Source organism: Bradyrhizobium sediminis (assembly GCF_018736105.1).
Lineage (GTDB): Bacteria > Pseudomonadota > Alphaproteobacteria > Rhizobiales > Xanthobacteraceae > Bradyrhizobium.
Genome location: NZ_CP076135.1, coordinates 184,081 through 203,709, shown reverse-complemented (window position 1 = coordinate 203,709; position 19,629 = coordinate 184,081). Strand labels below are relative to the sequence as shown.

Genomic DNA, 19,629 nt, shown 5'->3' with positions numbered 1-19,629 from the left:
GGGGCGTTGACCCCCCTGCCGCTTTTGTGGCCTAGTCCGCCGTCCCCTGAGACGGCCCCGAATCCACAAAAAGCCCTGCGATTTCATGACCTCCGAACGCTATAACGCACGCGAATCCGAGCCGCGCTGGCAGCGCCAGTGGGACGAAAAGGCGATCTTCGCCTCCAAGAACGACGATCCCAGGCCGAAATATTACGTGCTCGAGATGTTCCCCTACCCGTCCGGGCGCATCCATATCGGCCATGTCCGCAACTATACGCTGGGCGACGTGCTGGCGCGTTTCATGCGGGCCAAGGGTTTCAACGTGCTGCACCCGATGGGCTGGGACGCCTTCGGCCTGCCGGCCGAGAACGCCGCGATCGAGCGCAAGGTGGCGCCGAAGGCGTGGACCTACGACAATATCGCCGCAATGAAGAAGCAGCTGCAGTCGATCGGGCTGTCGCTCGACTGGTCACGCGAATTCGCGACCTGCGATCCCAGCTATTACAAGCATCAGCAGAAGATGTTCCTGGACTTCCTGCGCGCAGGGTTGGCCGAGCGCGAGAAGCGCAAGATCAACTGGGATCCGGTCGACATGACCGTGCTCGCCAACGAGCAGGTGATCGACGGCCGCGGCTGGCGCTCCGGCGCCGTCGTCGAGCAGCGCGAGATGAACCAGTGGGTCTTCAAGATCACGAAGTACTCGCAAGAACTGTTGGACGCGCTCGACACGCTGGACCGCTGGCCCGACAAGGTGCGGCTGATGCAGCGCAACTGGATCGGCCGCAGCGAGGGCATGCTGGTCCGCTTCGCGCTGGATACGGCAACGACGCCGAAAGGCGAGACCGAGCTGAAGATTTTCACCACGCGGCACGACACGCTGTTCGGCGCCAAGTTCATGGCGATCGCGCCGGATCATCCGCTGGCGCAGGCCGCGGCCGCTAAGAATCCGAAACTCGCAGAGTTCATCGCCGAAGCCAAGCGCCACGGCACCGCGCAGGAGATCATCGACACCCAGGAGAAGCTCGGCTTCGATACCGGGATCCGCGCGATCCACCCGTTCGATCCCAGCTGGAAGTTGCCGGTCTATGTCGCCAATTTCGTGCTGATGGAATACGGCACCGGCGCGATTTTCGGCTGTCCGGCGCACGACCAGCGCGACCTCGATTTCGTCAATAAATACGGGCTCGGCAACATGCCGGTGGTCTGTCCCGAAGGCCAGGATCCGAAGACCTTCGTCATTGCCGACACCGCCTATGACGGCGACGGCCGCATGATCAATTCGCGCTTCCTCGATGGCATGACCATCGAGCAGGCCAAGGAAGAGGTCGCCAAGCGGCTCGAAGGCGAGGTTCGGGGCAACTCGGCCGTCGGCGAGCGGCAGGTCAATTTCCGGCTGCGCGACTGGGGTATCTCGCGACAGCGCTATTGGGGCTGCCCGATCCCTGTCATCCACTGCCCGAAATGCGATGTGGTGCCGGTGCCCGATGCGGATCTGCCGGTGGTGCTGCCGGAGGACGTCAGCTTCGACAAGCCCGGCAACGCGCTCGACCATCATCCGACCTGGAAGCACGTCGCCTGCCCCAAATGCGGCGGCAAGGCGCAACGCGAAACCGACACCATGGACACCTTCGTGGATTCGTCCTGGTACTTCGCGCGCTTCACCGATCCCTGGAACGAGAGGACACCGACCACGCCAGCGGTCGCCGACCGGATGATGCCGGTCGACCAATATATCGGCGGCGTCGAGCATGCGATCCTGCATCTGCTCTACAGCCGCTTCTTCACCCGCGCGATGAAGTCCACCGGGCACATCGGCATGGACGAACCGTTCGCCGGCATGTTCACGCAAGGCATGGTGGTGCACGAGACCTATCAGAAGGCCGACGGCTCTTACGTCACGCCCGCGGAAGTCAGGATCGAGGCCGGCGGCAACGGCAAGCGCGCCATTCTGCTGACGACGGGTGAAGACATCACCGTCGGCGCCATCGAGAAGATGTCGAAGTCGAAGAAGAACACCGTCGACCCTGACGACATCATCGCGACCTACGGCGCCGACGTGGCGCGCTGGTTCATGTTGTCGGACTCCCCGCCCGATCGCGACGTGATCTGGAGCGACGAGCGCGTCCAGGGCGCCTCGCGCTTCGTGCAGCGGCTGTGGCGGCTGGTGAACGAATCAGCCGAAATCGCCAGAACCGCCCCGGCGGCCCGACCGGCAGCATTCGGCCCGGACGCGCTTGTCCTGCGCAAGGCCGCCCATGGCGCGCTGGACAAGGTCTCGACCGGCATCGAGCGGCTGCATTTCAACGTTTGCCTCGCCCATATCCGCGAATTCACCAATGCGCTGGCGGAGGTGCTGGGCCGCGAGGGCCAGCCGGCCCCTGCCTTTACACCAGACCTGGCCTGGTCGGTCCGGGAGGCCGCGGTCATTCTTGTTCAATTGTTTGCGCCGATGATGCCGCATCTGGCCGAGGAGTGCTGGACGGTACTGGGCCAGAAAGGGCTGATTTCGGAGGCCAATTGGCCCCAAATCGAACGCGATTTGCTGGTTGAAGACACCGTGACGCTGGTGGTCCAGGTCAACGGCAAGAAACGGGGTGATGTCACCGTGCCACGGGGTGCTCAAAATCCGGAAATTGAGGCTGCCGTTTTGGCTCTCGATGCGGTAAAACTCGCCCTCGGCGGCAAGGCCGTCCGCAAGGTCATTATAGTTCCGATGAGGATCGTAAATGTCGTTGGCTAGTACCCGCATCGCCGCTCGGCTTCTGGCCGTGGCCGCCTTGGCGGCGCTGACGGCCGGCTGCTTCCAGCCGATGTATGCCGAGCGTACCGACGGCACGCCCGGGCTGCGCGAAAAGCTGATGGGGGTGGAAGTTCCGCCCGTCGACAAGCCCAACGCCTCGCGGGAAGCCCGGATCCAGGTGGAAATCCGCAACGCGCTGGCGTTCAAGCTCTATGGCAGCGCCACCGGCATGCCGCCGACCCACCGGCTGGTGCTGCGGTTCACGACCAGCCGCTCGTCGCTGATCCTCGATCCCAATACCGCGCTGCCATCCAGCGAAAACTACGGCATCGACGCCCAGTACAATCTGATCGAGCTCGCCACCAACAAGTCGGTCATGACCGGGTCGACGTTCTCGCGCGTCTCCTACGACATCCCGGGCCAGCTGCAGCGCTTCGCCCGCGCCCGCGCGTTCCGCGACGCCGAGGATCGCGCCGCGCAGGAGATCGCGGAAAACATCCAGACCCGGCTGGCGTCGTATTTCGTCGCCGGCACCTGACGCCCAATTGGTCGCGCTTCGCGGAAAAGAGATCGACGCTTTTCTCGCCCGGCCCGACCCGGGCCGTCCCATCATCCTGCTGTACGGCCCCGATGCGGGTCTGGTGCGCGAACGCGCCGATGCGCTGCTGGCATCCGCGGTCGACGATCCCAACGATCCGTTTTCGCTTGTCAGGCTGGATGGCGACGAACTTTCCGCCGAGCCGTCGCGGCTGGTCGATGAAGCGATGACGGTGCCGCTGTTCGGCGGCCGCCGTGCCATTCGCGTCCGCGCCGGCTCACGCAACTTTGCCAGCGGCGTCGACACGCTCGCGGACTCTGCCCTGAAGGATTGCCGCATCGTGATCGAGGCCGGCGAACTGCGGCCGGAATCGCCGTTGCGCAAGGCCTGCGAGCGCGCCAAGACCGCGGTCGCGATCGGCTGTTATGCCGACGACGCCAACCAGCTCGCCCGGCTGATCGACAGCGAGCTGCGGGTTTCCAACCTGAGCATTGCAGCCGATGCCCGCGCGGTCCTGATGTCGTTGCTCGGCGGCGACCGTCAGGCCTCGCGCAACGAACTGAAGAAGCTCGCGCTGTACGCCCATGGCGGGCGCGAGGTCACGCTCGACGATGTGATGGCGGTGGTTGCCGACGCCTCCGAACTCAAGGTCGACCCGATCGTCGACGGCGCGTTCGCGGGAAAGCCGGAGCTGGTCGAAACCGAATTCGCCAAGGCGATGATCGCCGGCACCTATCCGGGCGTCATCATTTCAGCCGCACAGCGCCAGGCGGCGTGGCTGCACAAATCGGCGCTCGCCGTCGCCGAGGGAACCCCGGTATCGGCCGTGCTCGATGGCGGCTTTCCGCGGCTGCATTTTTCGCGCAAGGGCAACGTCGAGGTCGCGCTGCGTAATTTCAGCGCGGCGCGGCTGCTCACGGTCATCGAACAGCTCGCGACCGCGGCGCTGGAAATGCGCAAGCAGGCAAACCTGGCCGACGTGATCGCGCAACGCGCGCTGCTGGCGATCGCCGTCAACGCGAAGCGGCGGGGCTAGGCGCTCTTGTCGAGCCGCCGCAGGATTTCATCGAGCTGTTCGAGATCGCCGTAGCGGATGTGCACGGTGCCGCCGGGATCGCGGTGATCGACGGTGACGGCGAGGCCAAGCGCGTCGCTGACACGTTTCTCCAGCGCCACCGTATCGGGATCCTTGACCTTGCCGCTGCGGGCCTTCTGCGGTTTGCGAACAGGCACGCCCTCGACATGCGCCAGCGCCTCGGCCTGACGCACATTGAGGCCTTCCTCGACGATGCGCTTGGCGGCGGCAACGGGATCGGGCACGCCGATCAAGGCGCGCGCGTGCCCGGCCGACAACTGGCCGAGCGCGATGTAGGCCTGAACTTCGGCCGGCAATTTCGTCAGCCGCATCATGTTGGCGACGTGGCTGCGGCTCTTGCCGACGATCTTCGCAATCTCGTCCTGGCTGCGTTTGAATTCATTGGCGAGCGCGTGATAGCCCTGCGCCTCCTCCATCGCATTGAGGTCTTCGCGCTGCACGTTCTCGATGATAGCGATCTCGAGCGCATCGCTGTCGCTGACATCGACCGGCACGATCGGCACTTCGTGCAGGCCTGCGATCTGCGACGCGCGCCAGCGGCGTTCGCCGGCAATGATCTCGTAACGGTCCTGTACGCCCTTGACCGGACGCACCACGATCGGCTGGATCACGCCGTGCTGCTTGATCGAGTCCGAAAGTTCGGAAAGTTCGGCATCGGAAAAGGTGCGGCGCGGATTGCGCGGATTGGCCTTGAGAAATTCAATCGGCACCTTGCGCTGCGCGCGAGGCCGCTCGACATGCGCGGCCTCGCCGCCGACATCGCCGATCAGACTTGCAAGACCGCGGCCCAATCGCGAACGCGCTTCGTCGGCCATCGCCAGCTCCCTTGGATTCACTTAGCAATACTCCGGACTAGAATCTGAAGAAGGCTCCATTGGATCGTAGGGTGGGCAAAGGCGCGCTTCGCGCCATGCCCACCATGACCCGTGGAAGACTATTTCGGTGGGCACGCTTCGCTTTGCCCACCCTACGATTGCCTCAATGCGTGCGCAGCTCGCGCTCGCGCTGGATCACTTCGGTCGCGAGCTTGAGATAGGCGTCGCTGCCGACGCATTTGAGATCGTACACCAGGACCGGCTTGCCGTAGGACGGCGCCTCGGAGATGCGCACGTTGCGCGGGATCATAGTGTTGTAGACCTTGCTGCCCATGAACTGCCTGACGTCGGCGACGACCTGGTTCGACAAATTGTTGCGCGAGTCGAACATGGTCAGCACGATGCCGTGGATCGACAGATTGGGATTGAGCGTCGAGCGCACCTGCTCCACCGTCTGCAGCAATTGCGACAGGCCCTCGAGCGCGAAGAACTCGCACTGCAGCGGCACCAGGATTGCGTCCGACGCCGCCATCGCGTTGACCGTGAGAAGATTGAGCGACGGCGGACAATCGATCAGCACATAGGTGTAATCGGAATCGGGGGCGGCGTTGGAATTCAACGCCGCGATCGCATCGCGCAGGCGGAAGGCGCGGTCGCGGGTCGAGCCGAGCTCGAGTTCGAGGCCGGAGAGATCCATGGTCGAAGCCGCGATATGCAGCCGCGGCACTGCGGTCGGCACCACCGCGTCGCGCAGCGGCGCCTCGCCGATCAGCACGTCGTAGGTCGAGCAGCTGCGGTTGCGGCGGTCGATGCCAAGGCCGGTGGAGGCGTTGCCCTGCGGATCGAGATCGACGATCAGCACCCGCTCGCCAATCGCCGCGAGCGCGGTGCCGAGATTGATCGCCGTGGTGGTCTTGCCGACGCCGCCCTTCTGGTTGGCCAGCGCCAGGATGCGCGGATGGCCGGGCGGACGGGGGGCCTTATCCTCTTGATAAATCTGGTCAATTACGGTCATGCGCTTGTGCCATGTGCTGTTGCGGGCTGTCGGCGCCGCTCGATTTTGTCGAGCTCGACGATCCAGCCGTGTCCGCCGGTGCGGCTGGAATGAAGTTGCGGTTTGATATTCCAATATTTAGTGGCCTCGGTCAATTCAGCCTCTACATCTTGGCCCTTGAGAAACAACGCTTTCGCGCCCTTCCTCACCAGCGGTTCCGCGAAGCCGATGAGCTGGTGTAGCGGAGCCACCGCGCGAGCTGTGACGCAATCGACCGGTCCGGTGATTCTATCCACACTATCCCCAATATCCGACAGATGAACCTGGCCGGGCGAGTTGGTAACCCGGAGTGCCTCGCGCAGGAACGCCGCCTTCTTGGCGTTGCGCTCTACCAGATGGACCATCGCTCCCGGCGTACCCGCCAAGGCACAGGCCAGCACCACGCCGGGAAACCCTCCGCCGCTGCCGAGATCGGCCCAGGTCTTGGCTGAGGGAGCGATCGACAGCAGCTGCAGCGAATCGGCGATATGCCGGGTCCACAGACTGGGCAGCGTCGATGGCGCCACCAGATTGGTCTTCGCCTGCCACTCCAGCAGGAGATCGACGTAGCGATCCAGGCGCGCCTCTGTTTCACGTGAAACGGGCGTCAGGGCCAGCGCCGCCGCCTTATCCGAAGCGAGGGCGGATGTAACAGCCTGTTTTGCTGGATTGGGCATCTGGGATGGGGGCCCTTGTTTCACGTGAAACAGATCAAGCAGACGCGACAGCTGGCTTCTTTCGAGCTTCCCGCCGCAAATAGGCCGCCAGGATACCCAGGGCGGCCGGGGTCATTCCGTCGATCCGGCCCGCCTGCCCCACCGTTCTCGGTCGCGCGGCCTCGAGCTTCGATCGGGCCTCATTCGAGAGACCCGGCACGTCAGCATAGTCGACGCCGGTCAGGATCAGCCCTTCGTCGCGGCGGAAGGCATCGACATCGGCGTTCTGGCGCTTGAGATAAACGTCGTATTTGGCGTCGATCTCGACGTGGACTGCGATTCCTGGGTCAATGGCCGACAACTCCGGCCAGATGCCGTTGATTTCGGTCCAGCCAAGCTCCGGATAGGCCAGCAATTCGAAGGCCGAGCGGCGCTGGCCATCCCTGTTGAGCGAAAGGCCATGCTTGGCGGCTTCATTGGGCGTGATCGTCAGCGATTTTGTCAGCGCCTTTGCGGCGTCGAGCGCCGCCATCTTGGCGCCGTGGCGGTTCGAACGAGTCTCCCCGACGCAGCCCAACGCTATTCCCTTGTCGGTGAGGCGCTGGTCGGCATTGTCGGCCCGAAGCGTCAGCCGGTATTCGGCGCGTGAGGTGAACATCCGATAGGGCTCGGTGATACCGCGCGTGACGAGATCGTCGACCATGACGCCGAGATAGCCGTCGGCGCGGTCGAAAACGATCGGGTCGGCTCCGCTGGCCGCCAGGCCTGCGTTGAGACCTGCAACGAGTCCCTGGGCCGCGGCCTCCTCATAGCCCGTGGTGCCGTTGATCTGCCCGGCCAGGAACAGCCCCGGCAATCGCCTGGTTTGCAAGGTCGGATCGAGTTCGCGGGGATCGACATGGTCGTATTCGATCGCATAGCCCGGCCGGATCATCCGTACCCGCTCCAGGCCGGGAATCGTCGCCAGGATGGCGAGTTGGACCTCTTCCGGCAGCGAAGTCGAGATGCCATTCGGATAGACCGTCGAGTCGTCCAGGCCTTCCGGCTCCAGGAAGATCTGGTGGCCGTCGCGGTCGCCAAAACGAACGATCTTGTCCTCGATCGAGGGACAATAACGTGGTCCCGAACTCTTGATCTGGCCGGAATACATCGGCGAGCGATGCACATTGGCCCGGATCACCTCATGGGTCGCAGCAGTGGTGCGGGTGATCCCGCACTGGATCTGCGGCGTCGTGATGCGGTCGGTCAGCACCGAAAACGGCTCCGGCGAATCGTCGCCCGGCTGCATTTCCACCGCCGACCAGTCGATGGTGGTCCCATCGAGCCGCGGCGGAGTACCGGTCTTCAGTCGGCCGAGGGTGAAGCCGGCCCGCTCGAACGATTTCGAAAGCCCCAAGGCTGGAGCCTCGTCCACGCGTCCCGCCGGCCAGTTCCTCTCGCCGAGATGGATCAGCCCGCGCAGGAAGGTACCGGTGGTGATGACGACGGCGCCGGCGGAAAGCGCGCGGCCATCGATCAGGCGAACGCCGGTGACCCGGCCATTGGAAAGAATCAGCTCGTCGGCCTCGCCCTCGATGACGCCGAGATTGGCGGTCTCGCGGATCGCGGCCTGCATCGCCGCTGCGTAGAGCTTGCGATCGGCCTGGGCCCGAGGTCCCCGTACCGCCGGACCCTTGCGGCGATTGAGCATGCGAAACTGGATGCCGCCGGCGTCGGCGACCCGGCCCATCAGGCCGTCGAGCGCATCGACCTCGCGGACCAGGTGGCCCTTGCCGAGGCCGCCGATGGCGGGATTGCAGGACATCGCGCCGATGGTCGCGAACCGTTGCGTCACCAATGCCGTTCTGGCACCGAGGCGCGCAGACGCGCTCGCGGCCTCGCAGCCGGCATGGCCGCCACCGACCACGATGACGTCGAACGATTCTTGCGCGGTGATCATGGGCCGGACTTTTATCGCGAAGCGGCAAAACCCGGAAGCGGTAAGTTCGCTGCCGCGTGGTGTTTCACGTGAAACAACGGCGGTTCATGCGACGGAGGGGCTTGTTTCACGTGAAACAATGAACACCTTAAAATGAACAAAGAAATATTACTTTCCTATACAAAATTCCCGGAAGATCACATCGAGAATATCCTCGACATCGACCCGGCCCAACAGCCGCCCCAAGGAATGAGCCGCACTTCGCAGCTCCTCCGCGGCCAGTTCCTCCCCGGCCCCAACGACTTCCATGCTGCGCCGTAGCGACGCCGCCGTCTCCTCCAGCAGTTTCCGCTGCCGGACCCGGCCGATCAACGCGCCGGTGTCTGCGCCGAAATAGACTTGCGCGAACTGCACCAAGGCAGCGATCAGCTCCGCCAGCCCATCGCCCTGGCTGGCCGAGATCCTGAACGCGGCGGAGACCCCCTCCCGCCCGGAATCACCGGCTGCCCGTATCGCGCCGGACCGACCGCCATCGAGGTCGATCTTGTTGTGCACCAGCCAGACCGGCGCCTCGCCCCTGTGCAGAATTTTCTCGTGCTCCGCATCGGCCAGCCACAACACCAGGTCGGCCTCCGCCGCCCGTGCCCGCGCCCGGCGCACACCCTCCTGCTCGACGGGATCCTCGGTCTCGCGAATCCCCGCGGTGTCGATGACCGTCACCGGATAGCCGTCGAGATCGAGCTGGACTTCGATGATGTCCCGCGTGGTGCCGGCATGCGGCGACACGATCGCAACCTCGCGCCGCGCCAGCGCGTTCATCAGCGTCGACTTGCCGACGTTCGGAGGTCCCGCGATCGCGACCACCAGGCCGTCGCGCAGCCGTTCACTTCGTCCCTGTGCCGCAAGGACTTCCTCGATTTCCGCAAGCAGGCCTCTGATCTTCGAAAGCGCCGGCGCCATCAGCTCGGCCGGCACGTCGCCCTCGTCGGCAAAATCGATTCCCGCCTCGATCAGCGCCGAGGCCTCGATGATCTGCGCCCGCCAGTCACGCGCCCTGTCGCCGAGCAGGCCTTTCAGCTGCCGCAGTGCCTGGCGGCGCTGCCGGTCGGTGTCGGCATGAATGAGATCGTCGAGACCTTCGGCCTCGGTGAGATCGAGCTTGCCGTTCTCGAAGGCGCGGCGGGTAAACTCGCCCGGCTCCGCCGCCCGCATGTCCGGCCAGGCCGAGAGCGCCGTGAACAGCGCCGCCAGTACCGCGCGGCCGCCGTGGACGTGGAATTCCGCGACATCCTCGCCGGTCGCGCTGGCCGGTCCGGGAAACCACAGCACCACGGCATCGTCGATCGGCTGCTGACTGGCGTCCCGCAACAGGGTCCGCGTCGCCATGCGCGGCACCGGAAGCCGGCCCGCCAGCGCCGTCAACGCCGGCCCAGCCTCGGGCCCGGATACCCGCACCATGGCAATCGCACTCGGGGGCCGGCCCGACGAAAGGGCAAAAATGGTCTGTTCGCGCGGATACATCGCCTATTTGTGCCGCAGCCCTTGAAAAGGCAACGCAATCTCGAAGCGCCGGCCGATGCAGCCAACCCGGACCAAGAAGCCTCAGAGAGTGCGGCGAAGGCTGCAGCATAGCCGCAGCACTTTTGCTGCAAGAAACGGTCGATCCTCCCACGCCTTCGGGCACCGAACAATATTCTATAAGTATTCCAGATGCTTACGTAATCCGCCATGAGGCGACTGGCCATTGTCATGCTGCAGGATTGCTGCAGCAAGGGCGCAACATGCCGCCCAAACGAAAGGAGCGCCCTCGCCTGTGCAAGGACGCCCCCGTTTAGAACCGGCCAAACCGGTCAGGTATTCATCGATTCGAAGAATTCTGCGTTGTTCTTGGTGTTGCGCAGCTTGTCGAGCAGGAAGTCGATGGCGTCCATGGTGCCCATCGGATTGAGGATCCGGCGCAGCACGTACATCTTCTTGAGGAGTTGCGGGTCGGTGATCAGCTCTTCCTTGCGGGTGCCGGAGCGCGAGATGTCGATCGCCGGGAAGGTCCGCTTGTCCGAAACCTTGCGGTCGAGGATCAGCTCCGAGTTACCGGTGCCCTTGAACTCTTCGAAAATGACTTCGTCCATGCGGCTGCCGGTATCGACCAGCGCGGTGGCGATGATGGTGAGCGAACCGCCCTCTTCGATGTTGCGCGCGGCGCCGAAGAACCGCTTCGGCCGCTGCAGCGCATTGGCGTCGACGCCGCCGGTCAGCACCTTGCCGGATGACGGCACCACGGTGTTGTAGGCCCGGCCCAGGCGCGTGATCGAGTCGAGCAGGATCACCACGTCTCGGCCATGTTCGACCAGCCGCTTGGCCTTCTCGATCACCATCTCGGCGACCTGGACGTGACGCACGGCCGGCTCGTCGAAGGTCGACGAGACGACTTCGCCCTTCACCGAGCGCTGCATGTCCGTGACTTCTTCCGGACGCTCATCGATCAAGAGCACGATCAGATAGCACTCCGGATGATTGGCCGTGATCGAATGCGCGATGTTCTGCATCAGCACGGTCTTGCCGGTGCGCGGCGGCGCCACGATCAGGGCGCGCTGACCCTTGCCGATCGGAGCGACGATATCGATAACCCTTGCAGAAAGATCCTTTCTGGTGGGGTCTTCGAGCTCGAGCCGGAAGCGCTGATCGGGAAACAGCGGCGTCAGATTGTCGAAATTGACCTTGTGCTTGGACTTCTCCGGGTCCTCGAAATTCAGCGTGTTGACCTTCAGCAGCGCAAAATAGCGTTCGCCTTCCTTCGGGCTGCGGATGTGGCCTTCGATGGTATCGCCGGTGCGAAGTCCGAAGCGGCGGATCTGCGATGGCGAGACGTAGATATCATCCGGCCCCGGCAGATAATTCGCGTCCGGCGAGCGCAGAAATCCGAAGCCGTCGGAGAGAACCTCGACGACGCCTTCGCCGATGATGTCGGTTTCCTGGATCGCGAGTTGTTTGAGAATGGCGAACATCAGCTCCTGCTTGCGCATGGTGCTGGCGTTTTCGACCCCCTTTTCTTCCGCGAACGAGACGAGCTCGGCTGCCGTTTGGGATTTGAGGTCTTGAAGTTTTATTTCCCGCATTGGGGTGGTCCTGTGGAGTAGCTAGGGAAGGGATGCGAGGTGGCTGTGAGAAAAAGCGGACGCAGAAAAAGGAAGGTCCGCAGGTCTAAGCAAGGAAAGCGCCGGAGAGGCTTCAAACCTGATGCGGCGGCCGGTTCGATGGGAAAACCGGAACGCGACCACATCCGCCTGCGTGGGGTGGGATTTCGCCAATATAGAAAATCGCCGGGCCTTCCGCAAGCAGCTCCGGGGCCCGGGGGTGTTGGCGACGATCCCACTCAAAACGGCTTCACGATCACGAAGACCACGATTCCGATCATCAGTACCGTCGGTACCTCGTTGATAATACGGTAAAATTTCCGGCTTCTGGTGTTCCGGTCGGCGGCGAAATCCTTCACCCAGCGGGCAAAAAAGCCGTGGACACCGGACAGCACGATCACCAGCAGAAACTTCACGTGGAACCAGCCGGCCAAAAGCCAATGCCCGCTCCAGGCGAGATACAATCCTGCAAGCCAGGTGACGATCATGGCCGGGTTGATGATCGCCTTCAGCAACCGCCGTTCCATGATCTTGAAGGTTTCGGATTGCTTCGACCCGGTCTCGGCGTCGCAATGGTAAACGAACAGCCGCGGCAGGTAGAGCATGCCGGCCATCCAGGAGATGACCGCGATTACATGCAGCGCCTTGATCCATTCGTACATCGAAGAGCTCTACCTTGCGTGGGACCGGAGACATATCCGCAAGCAGGCCTTTTCTAAACTAATAATTTTAGAATCTTAGGTTTGAGTCTAAGTAGCGGTGGATTAGGCCCGCGCAAATTTGTCCCGGCCTTGTCCTGAGATGTTCACATCCATCAACATTTCCGACGGTAGTTCGGGCTATCGGGATAATGCCACTTGCCTCAACGGCTTGCGCAATGTTGCGGCGAGCTTATCAAGAGACAAGTCCACATAATCTCATTATCATCGGGGCGAACGCGTAGACTTTTCCATTTCATGAGGCCTGTGAAGAAAATACCGGGTTATCCCTGAGCCATCGGCTGCGGCTCGATTCTCCCGGGTAAGCTCCACAGTGATTCACAGGATACACAGGGGTCTTGGTGCCTACGACCGGCAATTATTTTCATCTTCATTTGGTCTCCGATTCGACCGGCGAGACGCTGATCACCGTGGCGCGCGCGGTGGCCGCGCAATATGCCAACGTCACGCCGGTCGAACACGTCTATCCCCTGGTGCGCAGCCAGAAGCAGCTCGACCGCGTGCTCGATGAAATCGAGGAAGCTCCGGGGATCGTGCTCTTCACCTTGCTGGAAAAGGATCTGGTCGGCCGGCTGGAAGCAAAGTGCAAGGAGATGAATATTCCGAGCCTGTCGATCATCGGGCCGGTCATGCAGCTGTTTCAGGCTTATCTCGGAGCGGCGACGACGGGGCGGGTCGGCGCGCAGCACACCTTGAATGCGGAATATTTCAAGCGCATCGATGCGCTGAACTATACGATGATGCATGATGACGGCCAGCATGTCGAAGGACTGGAAGAGGCCGACGTGGTGCTGGTCGGCGTGTCCCGTACCTCGAAAACCCCGACATCGATCTATCTCGCCAACCGCGGCATCCGCACCGCGAACGTCCCGCTGGTGCCGAGCATCCCGATCCCGCATCAACTGGAGACGCTGAAGAAGCCATTGGTGGTCAGCCTCCATGCCACGCCCGAGCGGCTGATCCAGGTGCGGCAGAACCGGCTCCTGAGCATGGGTGACCGCGACAACGACAATTATATCGATCGCCAGGCCGTCGCCGATGAGGTCGCTTTCGCGCGTCGGCTGAGCGCGAAGTTCAACTGGGCGCAGCTCGACGTGACGCGGCGATCGATAGAGGAAAGCGCTGCCGCCGTCATGAAGCTGTTTACCGACCGGCAGCGGCAGCGGTTGTCCGAATGACGCTGTGGCGCGGCAGAGATCCGTTGATCCTGGCCTCGCAAAGCCGCGCGCGGCAAATGCTGCTGGCGAATGCCGGCCTTCGTTGCGAAGCCGTTCCGGCCGAAATCGATGAGCGCGGCGCCCAGCAAGCTTCCGGCCTGTCGGCGCCCGGTGAAATAGCGGCCTTGCTGGCGCGCGAGAAGGCGCTCTGGGTTTCGGCCCGTCATCCCGGCAGATATGTCATCGGCGCAGATCAGACGCTGGCGCTGGGAAGCCGGCTGTTCAGCAAGCCGGCCGGCCGCGCCCAAGCCGCCGAGCAATTGCGTGCCCTTGCCGGGCAGAGGCATGAACTGCACTCCGCCGTTGCCGTTGCGCGCGACGGCAAGATATTGTTCGAAAGCGTTGCCATCGCACGCATGACCATGCGGCAGTTGAGCGGCGCTGAAATCCGCGCCTATCTGGACGACGCCGGCGAGGCGGTGACATCGAGCGTCGGCGCCTATCAGCTCGAAGGTCTGGGTGTGCATCTGTTCGAACGCATCGAAGGCGATCATTTCACCATTCTCGGACTGCCGCTGCTGCCGTTGCTTGCGTTTCTGCGCGGCGAGCGGCTGCTCGGTGTCTAACAAGAAACGCTCGGACGACAGGCGATAAGTCGAATGATAATTCTGGGGCTGACCGGTTCGATCGGAATGGGCAAATCGACCACCGCAAAATTGTTCGCGGAGGCCGGCGTCCCGGTCTACGACGCCGACGCCACGGTTCACAAATTATACGAGGGCGAGGCGGCGCCGGCGATCGAGGCGGCTTTTCCGGGCACGACTTCCGACGGCAAGGTGGATCGCCAGAAACTCTCGGCGCGTGTGGTGCATGACCCGGCGGCGATGAAGCAGCTCGAGCAGATCGTCCATCCGATGCTGGGCGCCTCGCGGCAGAAATTCTTCGAAGAAGCCGGGCAGGCGGGTGCGCCGGTCGTCGTGGTCGACGTGCCTTTGCTGTTCGAGACCGGCGGCGAGAAGCGCGTCGATGCGGTGGTAGTGGTTACGACCTCGCCGGAAAACCAGCGCGAGCGAATCATGGCGCGCGGCACCATGACCAGCGAAACGCTCGATTCGATCCTGGCGCGGCAACTGCCCGACGCCGAAAAACGCAAGCGCGCGGATTTCGTGGTGGATACGTCGCACGGCCTCGACCCGGTGCGGGCGCAAATCCGCGACATTCTGCGAGAGGTTGCTAAAATGCCGAAACGGCGGACCTGATTCGCCGCTTTTGCGGACCGGACACATGCGCGAAATCGTTCTCGATACCGAAACCACCGGCCTCGACCCGCTGCGCGGCGACCGGCTGGTCGAGATCGGCTGTGTCGAGATCGTCAACCGGATGCCGACCGGGCAGATCTTTCACCGGCATATCAATCCCGAGCGCGACATGCCGGCCGAGGCCTTCGCCGTGCACGGTCTGTCCAGCGAGTTCCTCGCCGACAAGCCGCTGTTCGCGCATGTGGTAGAGGAGTTCCTGGAATTCATCGGCGATGCGCCGCTGGTGATTCACAATGCATCCTTCGACATCGGCTTCATCAACGCCGAGCTCGACCGCATCCGGCGGCCGGTGATCGCACGCGACCGGCTGGTCGACACGCTGCTGCTGGCGCGGCGCAAGCATCCGGGCGTGTCGAACCGTCTCGACGATCTCTGCTCGCGCTATGCGATCGACAATTCCCGCCGCACCAAGCACGGCGCCCTGCTCGACGCCGAACTGTTGGCCGAGGTCTATATCGACCTGATCGGAGCCCGGCAGTCGCAACTGATTCTGGCAACCGAGGTCCGCGAAGCCCGCGCCGGCGGGCACGGCGAAATGCCGCGGCGGGTCCGCGAGGTGGCGCTGGCGCCACGGGTCAGCGATGAAGATCGCGCAGCCCATCGGGCCTTTGTCGCCACGCTGGGCGACAAGCCGATCTGGAACGAATTTCTGGGCGGTTGACCCGCGTCAGCTCGGCTTGGCCTGCGAGGCCTGGGCCGCAGCCTGCCGCTCCAGGTTCTGCCGGTACAATCCTACGAAATCGACCGGGTCCAGCATCAGCGGCGGGAAACCGCCGTCACGCACCGAAGTCGCGATGATCTCGCGCGCGAACGGGAACAGCAGCCGCGGGCATTCGATCATGACCAGCGGGTGCAGGTTTTCCTTGGGCACGTTGACGATGCGGAATACGCCAGCATAGGCGAGATCGAAGCTGAACATCACCTTGCCGGCGTTTTCAGCCTTGCCCTCGACCGAAAGCGTCACTTCGAACTCGTTTTCGGCGATATTATTGGCGCTGACGTTGATCTGAATGTTGATCGCGGGCTGCTGCTGCTGCGGCGCCAGCGAGGCCGGCGCGTTCGGATTTTCGAACGACAGGTCCTTGGTGTACTGCGCCAGCACGTTCAACTGAGGAGGGGCCGCCTCGGGGGGCGCGCCGTTGCCGTTGGTCATGAAAATCTCTCCTGGAGCCGAGCGGGGCCGGTTATGCGTTTGAATTCGCTCGTGGGGCGCGAAAACGCCTTTGTCGGGGCGAGTGGCTATCATAGCCCCGCCTCGGTCCACAAGGACGACAATCGCCTCCCCCCGGTTAAGGTAACCCGGGGGAGCAGTGGGCTCCCGGGGATCCGGTCCCGGAGAGTGGGTCGGGCTGCCGGGGTAAGCCCTAAATTGTTGAATATGCGTGATTTCCGGACGTGATCGGGGTTTCCCCTTTCGGCCAAAACGCGCTACATTCGTCCGTGGCAAAGGGCGCCATTGGCCGGGCCAGATTTCGTGCCTACATGCTGCAGACCCAACCGATGATGTAGTCTCTGCCGTTCCCGGAGGGAACGCTCTACCGCCGGACCCGTTGCCGGCGTGAGAACAAGAAAGCGAATGCGACGTGGATATTTACACCATCATCTTCCTGGCACTGGCGGTCTTCATCTTCCTGCGCCTGCGTAACGTTCTCGGGCAGCGCACCGGAAGCGAACGGCCGCCCTTCGATCGCGCGGCCCGCAACGTCCTGCAGGGCACGCAGGACAATAACGTGGTGCCGATGCCGGGCGCGGTGATCGATCAGGCGCCGCTGGCGCCGACCGCTGAAGTGACGCCGCCGTCAGATCGCTGGAAGGGTCTGGCCGAGACGGGCACGCCGCTGGCGCAGGGGCTCGACGCCATTGCCGCCCAGGACTCCTCGTTCGATCCGCGGCATTTCCTCAGCGGCGCGAAGAGTGCCTACGAGATGATCGTGCTGGCTTTCGCCAATGGCGACCGCCGCGCGCTGAAGGACCTGCTGTCGTCCGAGGTCTATGAGAGCTTCGAGTCCGTGATCAAGGATCGCGAAAAGCACGAGCAGAAGACGGAAACCCGGTTTGTCTCGATCGACAAGGCCGAGCTCGTCGGTGCTGAAGCCCGCGACCGCGCGGCGCAGCTGACCGTCCGTTTCGTGTCGCAGATGGTCTCGGTGACCCGAGACAAGGCCGGAACGATCGTCGACGGCAATCCGGACAAGGTCGCAGATATTACCGATGTCTGGACCTTCGCCCGCGACGTCACCTCACGCGATCCGAACTGGAAGCTGGTTGGCACCGGCAGCGCTAGCTGACGCGGGCGGCGTCAAGCGTTACGCCGCCGCGTTTTGTGCGATCGCTGTCGCATTGTCGATGGCGCCTTTGAGCGCGTTCGCCGCGCAACGTGCGCACAAGTCGCACAGCGCGCGTCCGCATCTTCCGAATATCCGGGCTGTTCCGTATCCCCGTCTTGCCTGGCCGCTTGAAATCAGCGGAAGCCAATATGCGCCGGTCGCATGGGCCGATATCGCCGGCTGGAGCGGGGACGATCATCTCGCCGGCTACAAGGCGTTTCGCGTGAGCTGCCGGCCGATAGCGGCGCAGCGAAAGCCTGCTTCCGACCCAAAGGCCCTCGGCATGTCGTTGCGCGACCCCTGCTGGATCGCCAAAGGTCTCGACCTCACCGAGGGCGCCAGGGCCAAAGCCTTTTTCGAGGAACATTTTCTCCCCTTGCGCATCTCCCGGCTTGGCGAAGGCGAGGGCTTCGTTACCGGATACTACGAGCCCGTGATCGACGGCTCCAGGACCCAGACCGATGTCTACACCGTGCCGGTCTATCGCCGCCCCTCCAATCTGTTCGTGCGCGGCACCAGCCAAAGTTCGGCCGGACTGCCCAACAAGGGGCAGGTGTATCGCAAGATCGGCCGCCGCAAGCTCGTGCCCTATTACGATCGCGCCGAGATCGAGGACGGCGCGATTGCCGGCCGCGGGCTCGAAATCTGCTGGCTCAAGAACCAGACCGATCTGCTGTTCACGCAGATCCAGGGCTCTGCGCGGGTGAAGCTCGAAGACGGGTCCACCATCCGCATCAACTACGACGCACACAACGGCTATCCCTATACGCCGGTCGGCCGCATCCTGATCGAACGCAACATCATCCCGAAGGATCAGATGTCGATGCAGAAGATCAGGGAGTGGATGGAGCAGAACCCCGACGGCGCCAACGAATTGCGCCGGCAGAACCGCTCTTATGTGTTCTTTCGCGAAGTGAACCTCTCCGACAAGGACGAGGCGGTGGGCGCGCAGGGCGTCCCGCTGACCCCGGGCCGGTCGATCGCCGTCGACAAGGCGCTGCATGTCTACGGCACGCCGTTCTTCATCGAGGGCGAGCTGCCGATCGAATCCGAGCTATCGAAAACGCCGTTCCGCCGGCTGATGATCGCGCAGGACACGGGCTCGGCGATCGTCGGTCCGGCGCGCGCCGATCTCTATTTCGGCGCCGGCGCCGAGGCCGGAAAAGTATCCGGCCGGATGCGGCACAATGCGCGCTTCGCGATCCTGATTCCGAAAAGCCTCGATCCGGTGGCGCGGGGCCGCAAGATGCCGGTGCCGGACGAGCGGCCGTCGGAGAAAATCGCAAAGCTGTTTCCGCAGGTCGATCCCTTGAAGGATCAGCCCAAGGACCAGGCCAAGGATCAGAAGAACGGCACCAAGCCGACCGACGCCTCCGCGGCGGCCGGCTCGAAGGCTGCCGTCGGCGCCAGGGAACCCGCAAAGAACGGCGCTCCTGCGACGGTCGCGCCGTCTGCGACGACCCGGACGGCGGTGGCGAAACCGGTGCCGTTGCCGGAAGCGCGGCCCAACATCGCGCCGAGCCGGGAAGTGCGCCGCCATCGTCATTACCGCCATATCCGCCGCGTTCGATGAAGCGTCCGAACCCGATCCCGGAATTACCCGCGCCGCCGCGGCGCAAACGCGGCCTGAGCGAGGAAGAACGCGCGCTGTGGGAGAGCGTCGCCAGGCAAACAAAACCGCTGCGCAAGAAGCCGCGCGCCGCGAAGGCGCTTGATGTGGCGCCGGATCCGGAAACGCCGGCCGCTACAACATCCGCAAACCCGCCGAAGCATCTTCCGCCCGCCAGGACTCCGCGCGCGCCGAAACCGGCGTTGCCGCCGGCCGCGCCGCCGCTGGCGCCGCTCGGACGTCGCGAGCGCTCGCAACTGTCGCGCGGGCGGAAGGAGATCGATGCCCGGCTCGATCTGCACGGCATGACGCAGACGCGCGCCCACCGCGCGTTGTTCGGATTCCTGCAGCGTGCCCACAGCGACGGCCTGACCTTCGTGCTCGTCATCACCGGCAAGGGCAAAATCGGCGCCGAATCCGAACGCGGGGTGCTGCGCCGGCAGGTGCCGCAATGGCTCAGCCTGCCGGAGTTCCGTTCGCTGGTGGTCGGCTTCGAGGAAGCGCATATCGGCCATGGCGGCGAGGGCGCGCTCTATGTCCGGGTCCGGCGCTCACGTATTTGAGCCTTTTCGGAAAACCGGTTCCC

General features: G+C 63.7%; 18 protein-coding genes. 10 read left to right on the top strand and 8 right to left on the bottom strand.

All coding sequences use genetic code 11. The features are described from left to right. Positions 1-85: 85 nt before the first annotated feature. Genes leuS through holA form a run of 3 tightly spaced genes read left to right on the top strand, consistent with a single transcriptional unit; the run spans position 86 to position 4,296 of the window. A complete protein-coding gene (gene leuS / locus KMZ68_RS01005) occupies positions 86-2,722 on the top strand; it encodes a leucine--tRNA ligase (RefSeq protein WP_215614087.1) in 2,637 nt (878 codons plus the stop codon). Continuing rightward, positions 2,709-3,260 carry an LPS assembly lipoprotein LptE gene (gene lptE / locus KMZ68_RS01000; protein WP_215614086.1) on the top strand — a complete coding sequence of 184 codons (552 nt, stop codon included), beginning with the start codon at positions 2,709-2,711 and terminating at the stop codon, positions 3,258-3,260. Before leuS ends, lptE begins: the two co-directional genes overlap by 14 nt. A gap of 7 nt (positions 3,261-3,267) precedes the next feature. Beyond that, entirely contained in the window at positions 3,268-4,296 is a 1,029-nt protein-coding gene (gene holA, locus KMZ68_RS00995; protein WP_215614085.1) for a DNA polymerase III subunit delta, read from the top strand. On the opposite strand, the gene KMZ68_RS00990 is transcribed toward holA, so the two are convergent. The 7 genes from KMZ68_RS00990 to hemJ form a co-directional block, all read right to left on the bottom strand. Next, positions 4,293-5,171: a ParB/RepB/Spo0J family partition protein gene (locus tag KMZ68_RS00990; RefSeq protein WP_215604318.1), complete on the bottom strand. Its 879-nt coding sequence runs from the start codon at positions 5,169-5,171 to the stop codon at positions 4,293-4,295. The genes holA and KMZ68_RS00990 overlap by 4 nt on opposite strands. A gap of 163 nt (positions 5,172-5,334) precedes the next feature. Then, entirely contained in the window at positions 5,335-6,186 is an 852-nt protein-coding gene (locus tag KMZ68_RS00985; RefSeq protein ID WP_215614084.1) for a ParA family protein, read from the bottom strand. Then, positions 6,183-6,881, bottom strand: coding sequence for a 16S rRNA (guanine(527)-N(7))-methyltransferase RsmG (gene rsmG, locus KMZ68_RS00980; RefSeq protein ID WP_215614083.1), 699 nt, complete (start codon positions 6,879-6,881; stop codon positions 6,183-6,185). The genes KMZ68_RS00985 and rsmG overlap by 4 nt, the downstream gene beginning before the upstream one ends. A 34-nt stretch (positions 6,882-6,915) precedes the next feature. Next, positions 6,916-8,799, bottom strand: a complete 1,884-nt coding sequence (gene mnmG / locus KMZ68_RS00975) for a tRNA uridine-5-carboxymethylaminomethyl(34) synthesis enzyme MnmG (protein ID WP_215614082.1) — start codon at positions 8,797-8,799, stop codon at positions 6,916-6,918. A gap of 147 nt (positions 8,800-8,946) precedes the next feature. Next, positions 8,947-10,299 (bottom strand): tRNA uridine-5-carboxymethylaminomethyl(34) synthesis GTPase MnmE, encoded by a 1,353-nt coding sequence (gene mnmE, locus KMZ68_RS00970; protein WP_215614081.1) that lies wholly within the window; start codon positions 10,297-10,299, stop codon positions 8,947-8,949. A 329-nt stretch (positions 10,300-10,628) separates the two neighbouring features. Continuing rightward, positions 10,629-11,894, bottom strand: coding sequence for a transcription termination factor Rho (gene rho / locus KMZ68_RS00965; protein WP_215604313.1), 1,266 nt, complete (start codon positions 11,892-11,894; stop codon positions 10,629-10,631). Between the two features lie 257 nt (positions 11,895-12,151). After that, the gene (gene hemJ / locus KMZ68_RS00960) at positions 12,152-12,574 is read right to left on the bottom strand and encodes a protoporphyrinogen oxidase HemJ (protein ID WP_215614080.1); all 423 of its coding nucleotides are present in this window, start codon (positions 12,572-12,574) and stop codon (positions 12,152-12,154) included. A gap of 398 nt (positions 12,575-12,972) precedes the next feature. Between hemJ and KMZ68_RS00955 the strand changes: the two genes are divergently transcribed. Genes KMZ68_RS00955 through dnaQ form a run of 4 tightly spaced genes read left to right on the top strand, consistent with a single transcriptional unit; the run spans position 12,973 to position 15,768 of the window. Beyond that, positions 12,973-13,809, top strand: coding sequence for a pyruvate, water dikinase regulatory protein (locus KMZ68_RS00955; RefSeq protein WP_215616133.1), 837 nt, complete (start codon positions 12,973-12,975; stop codon positions 13,807-13,809). Continuing rightward, positions 13,806-14,414 (top strand): Maf family protein, encoded by a 609-nt coding sequence (locus tag KMZ68_RS00950; RefSeq protein WP_215614079.1) that lies wholly within the window; start codon positions 13,806-13,808, stop codon positions 14,412-14,414. The genes KMZ68_RS00955 and KMZ68_RS00950 overlap by 4 nt, the downstream gene beginning before the upstream one ends. A 33-nt stretch (positions 14,415-14,447) precedes the next feature. After that, complete coding sequence (gene coaE / locus KMZ68_RS00945; RefSeq protein ID WP_215614078.1) at positions 14,448-15,047, top strand: dephospho-CoA kinase; 600 nt, start codon at positions 14,448-14,450, stop codon at positions 15,045-15,047. Positions 15,048-15,072: 25 nt separating this feature from the next. Further along, entirely contained in the window at positions 15,073-15,768 is a 696-nt protein-coding gene (gene dnaQ / locus KMZ68_RS00940) for a DNA polymerase III subunit epsilon (protein WP_215614077.1), read from the top strand. Between the two features lie 6 nt (positions 15,769-15,774). Here dnaQ and secB read toward each other — a convergent pair whose 3' ends face one another. Further along, on the bottom strand, positions 15,775-16,260 hold the full coding sequence (gene secB / locus KMZ68_RS00935; RefSeq protein ID WP_215614076.1) for a protein-export chaperone SecB: 486 nt from the start codon (positions 16,258-16,260) through the stop codon (positions 15,775-15,777). Positions 16,261-16,690: 430 nt separating this feature from the next. Between secB and KMZ68_RS00930 the strand changes: the two genes are divergently transcribed. From KMZ68_RS00930 to KMZ68_RS00920, 3 genes are read left to right on the top strand one after another with little or no spacing between them, the layout of a single operon-like run. Further along, positions 16,691-17,395 (top strand): Tim44/TimA family putative adaptor protein, encoded by a 705-nt coding sequence (locus KMZ68_RS00930; protein ID WP_215614075.1) that lies wholly within the window; start codon positions 16,691-16,693, stop codon positions 17,393-17,395. 58 nt (positions 17,396-17,453) lie between these two features. Next, positions 17,454-19,007, top strand: coding sequence for a murein transglycosylase A (mltA, locus tag KMZ68_RS00925; protein ID WP_249779486.1), 1,554 nt, complete (start codon positions 17,454-17,456; stop codon positions 19,005-19,007). Then, positions 19,004-19,606, top strand: coding sequence for a Smr/MutS family protein (locus KMZ68_RS00920; protein ID WP_215614073.1), 603 nt, complete (start codon positions 19,004-19,006; stop codon positions 19,604-19,606). Before mltA ends, KMZ68_RS00920 begins: the two co-directional genes overlap by 4 nt. Positions 19,607-19,629 lie beyond the last annotated feature (23 nt).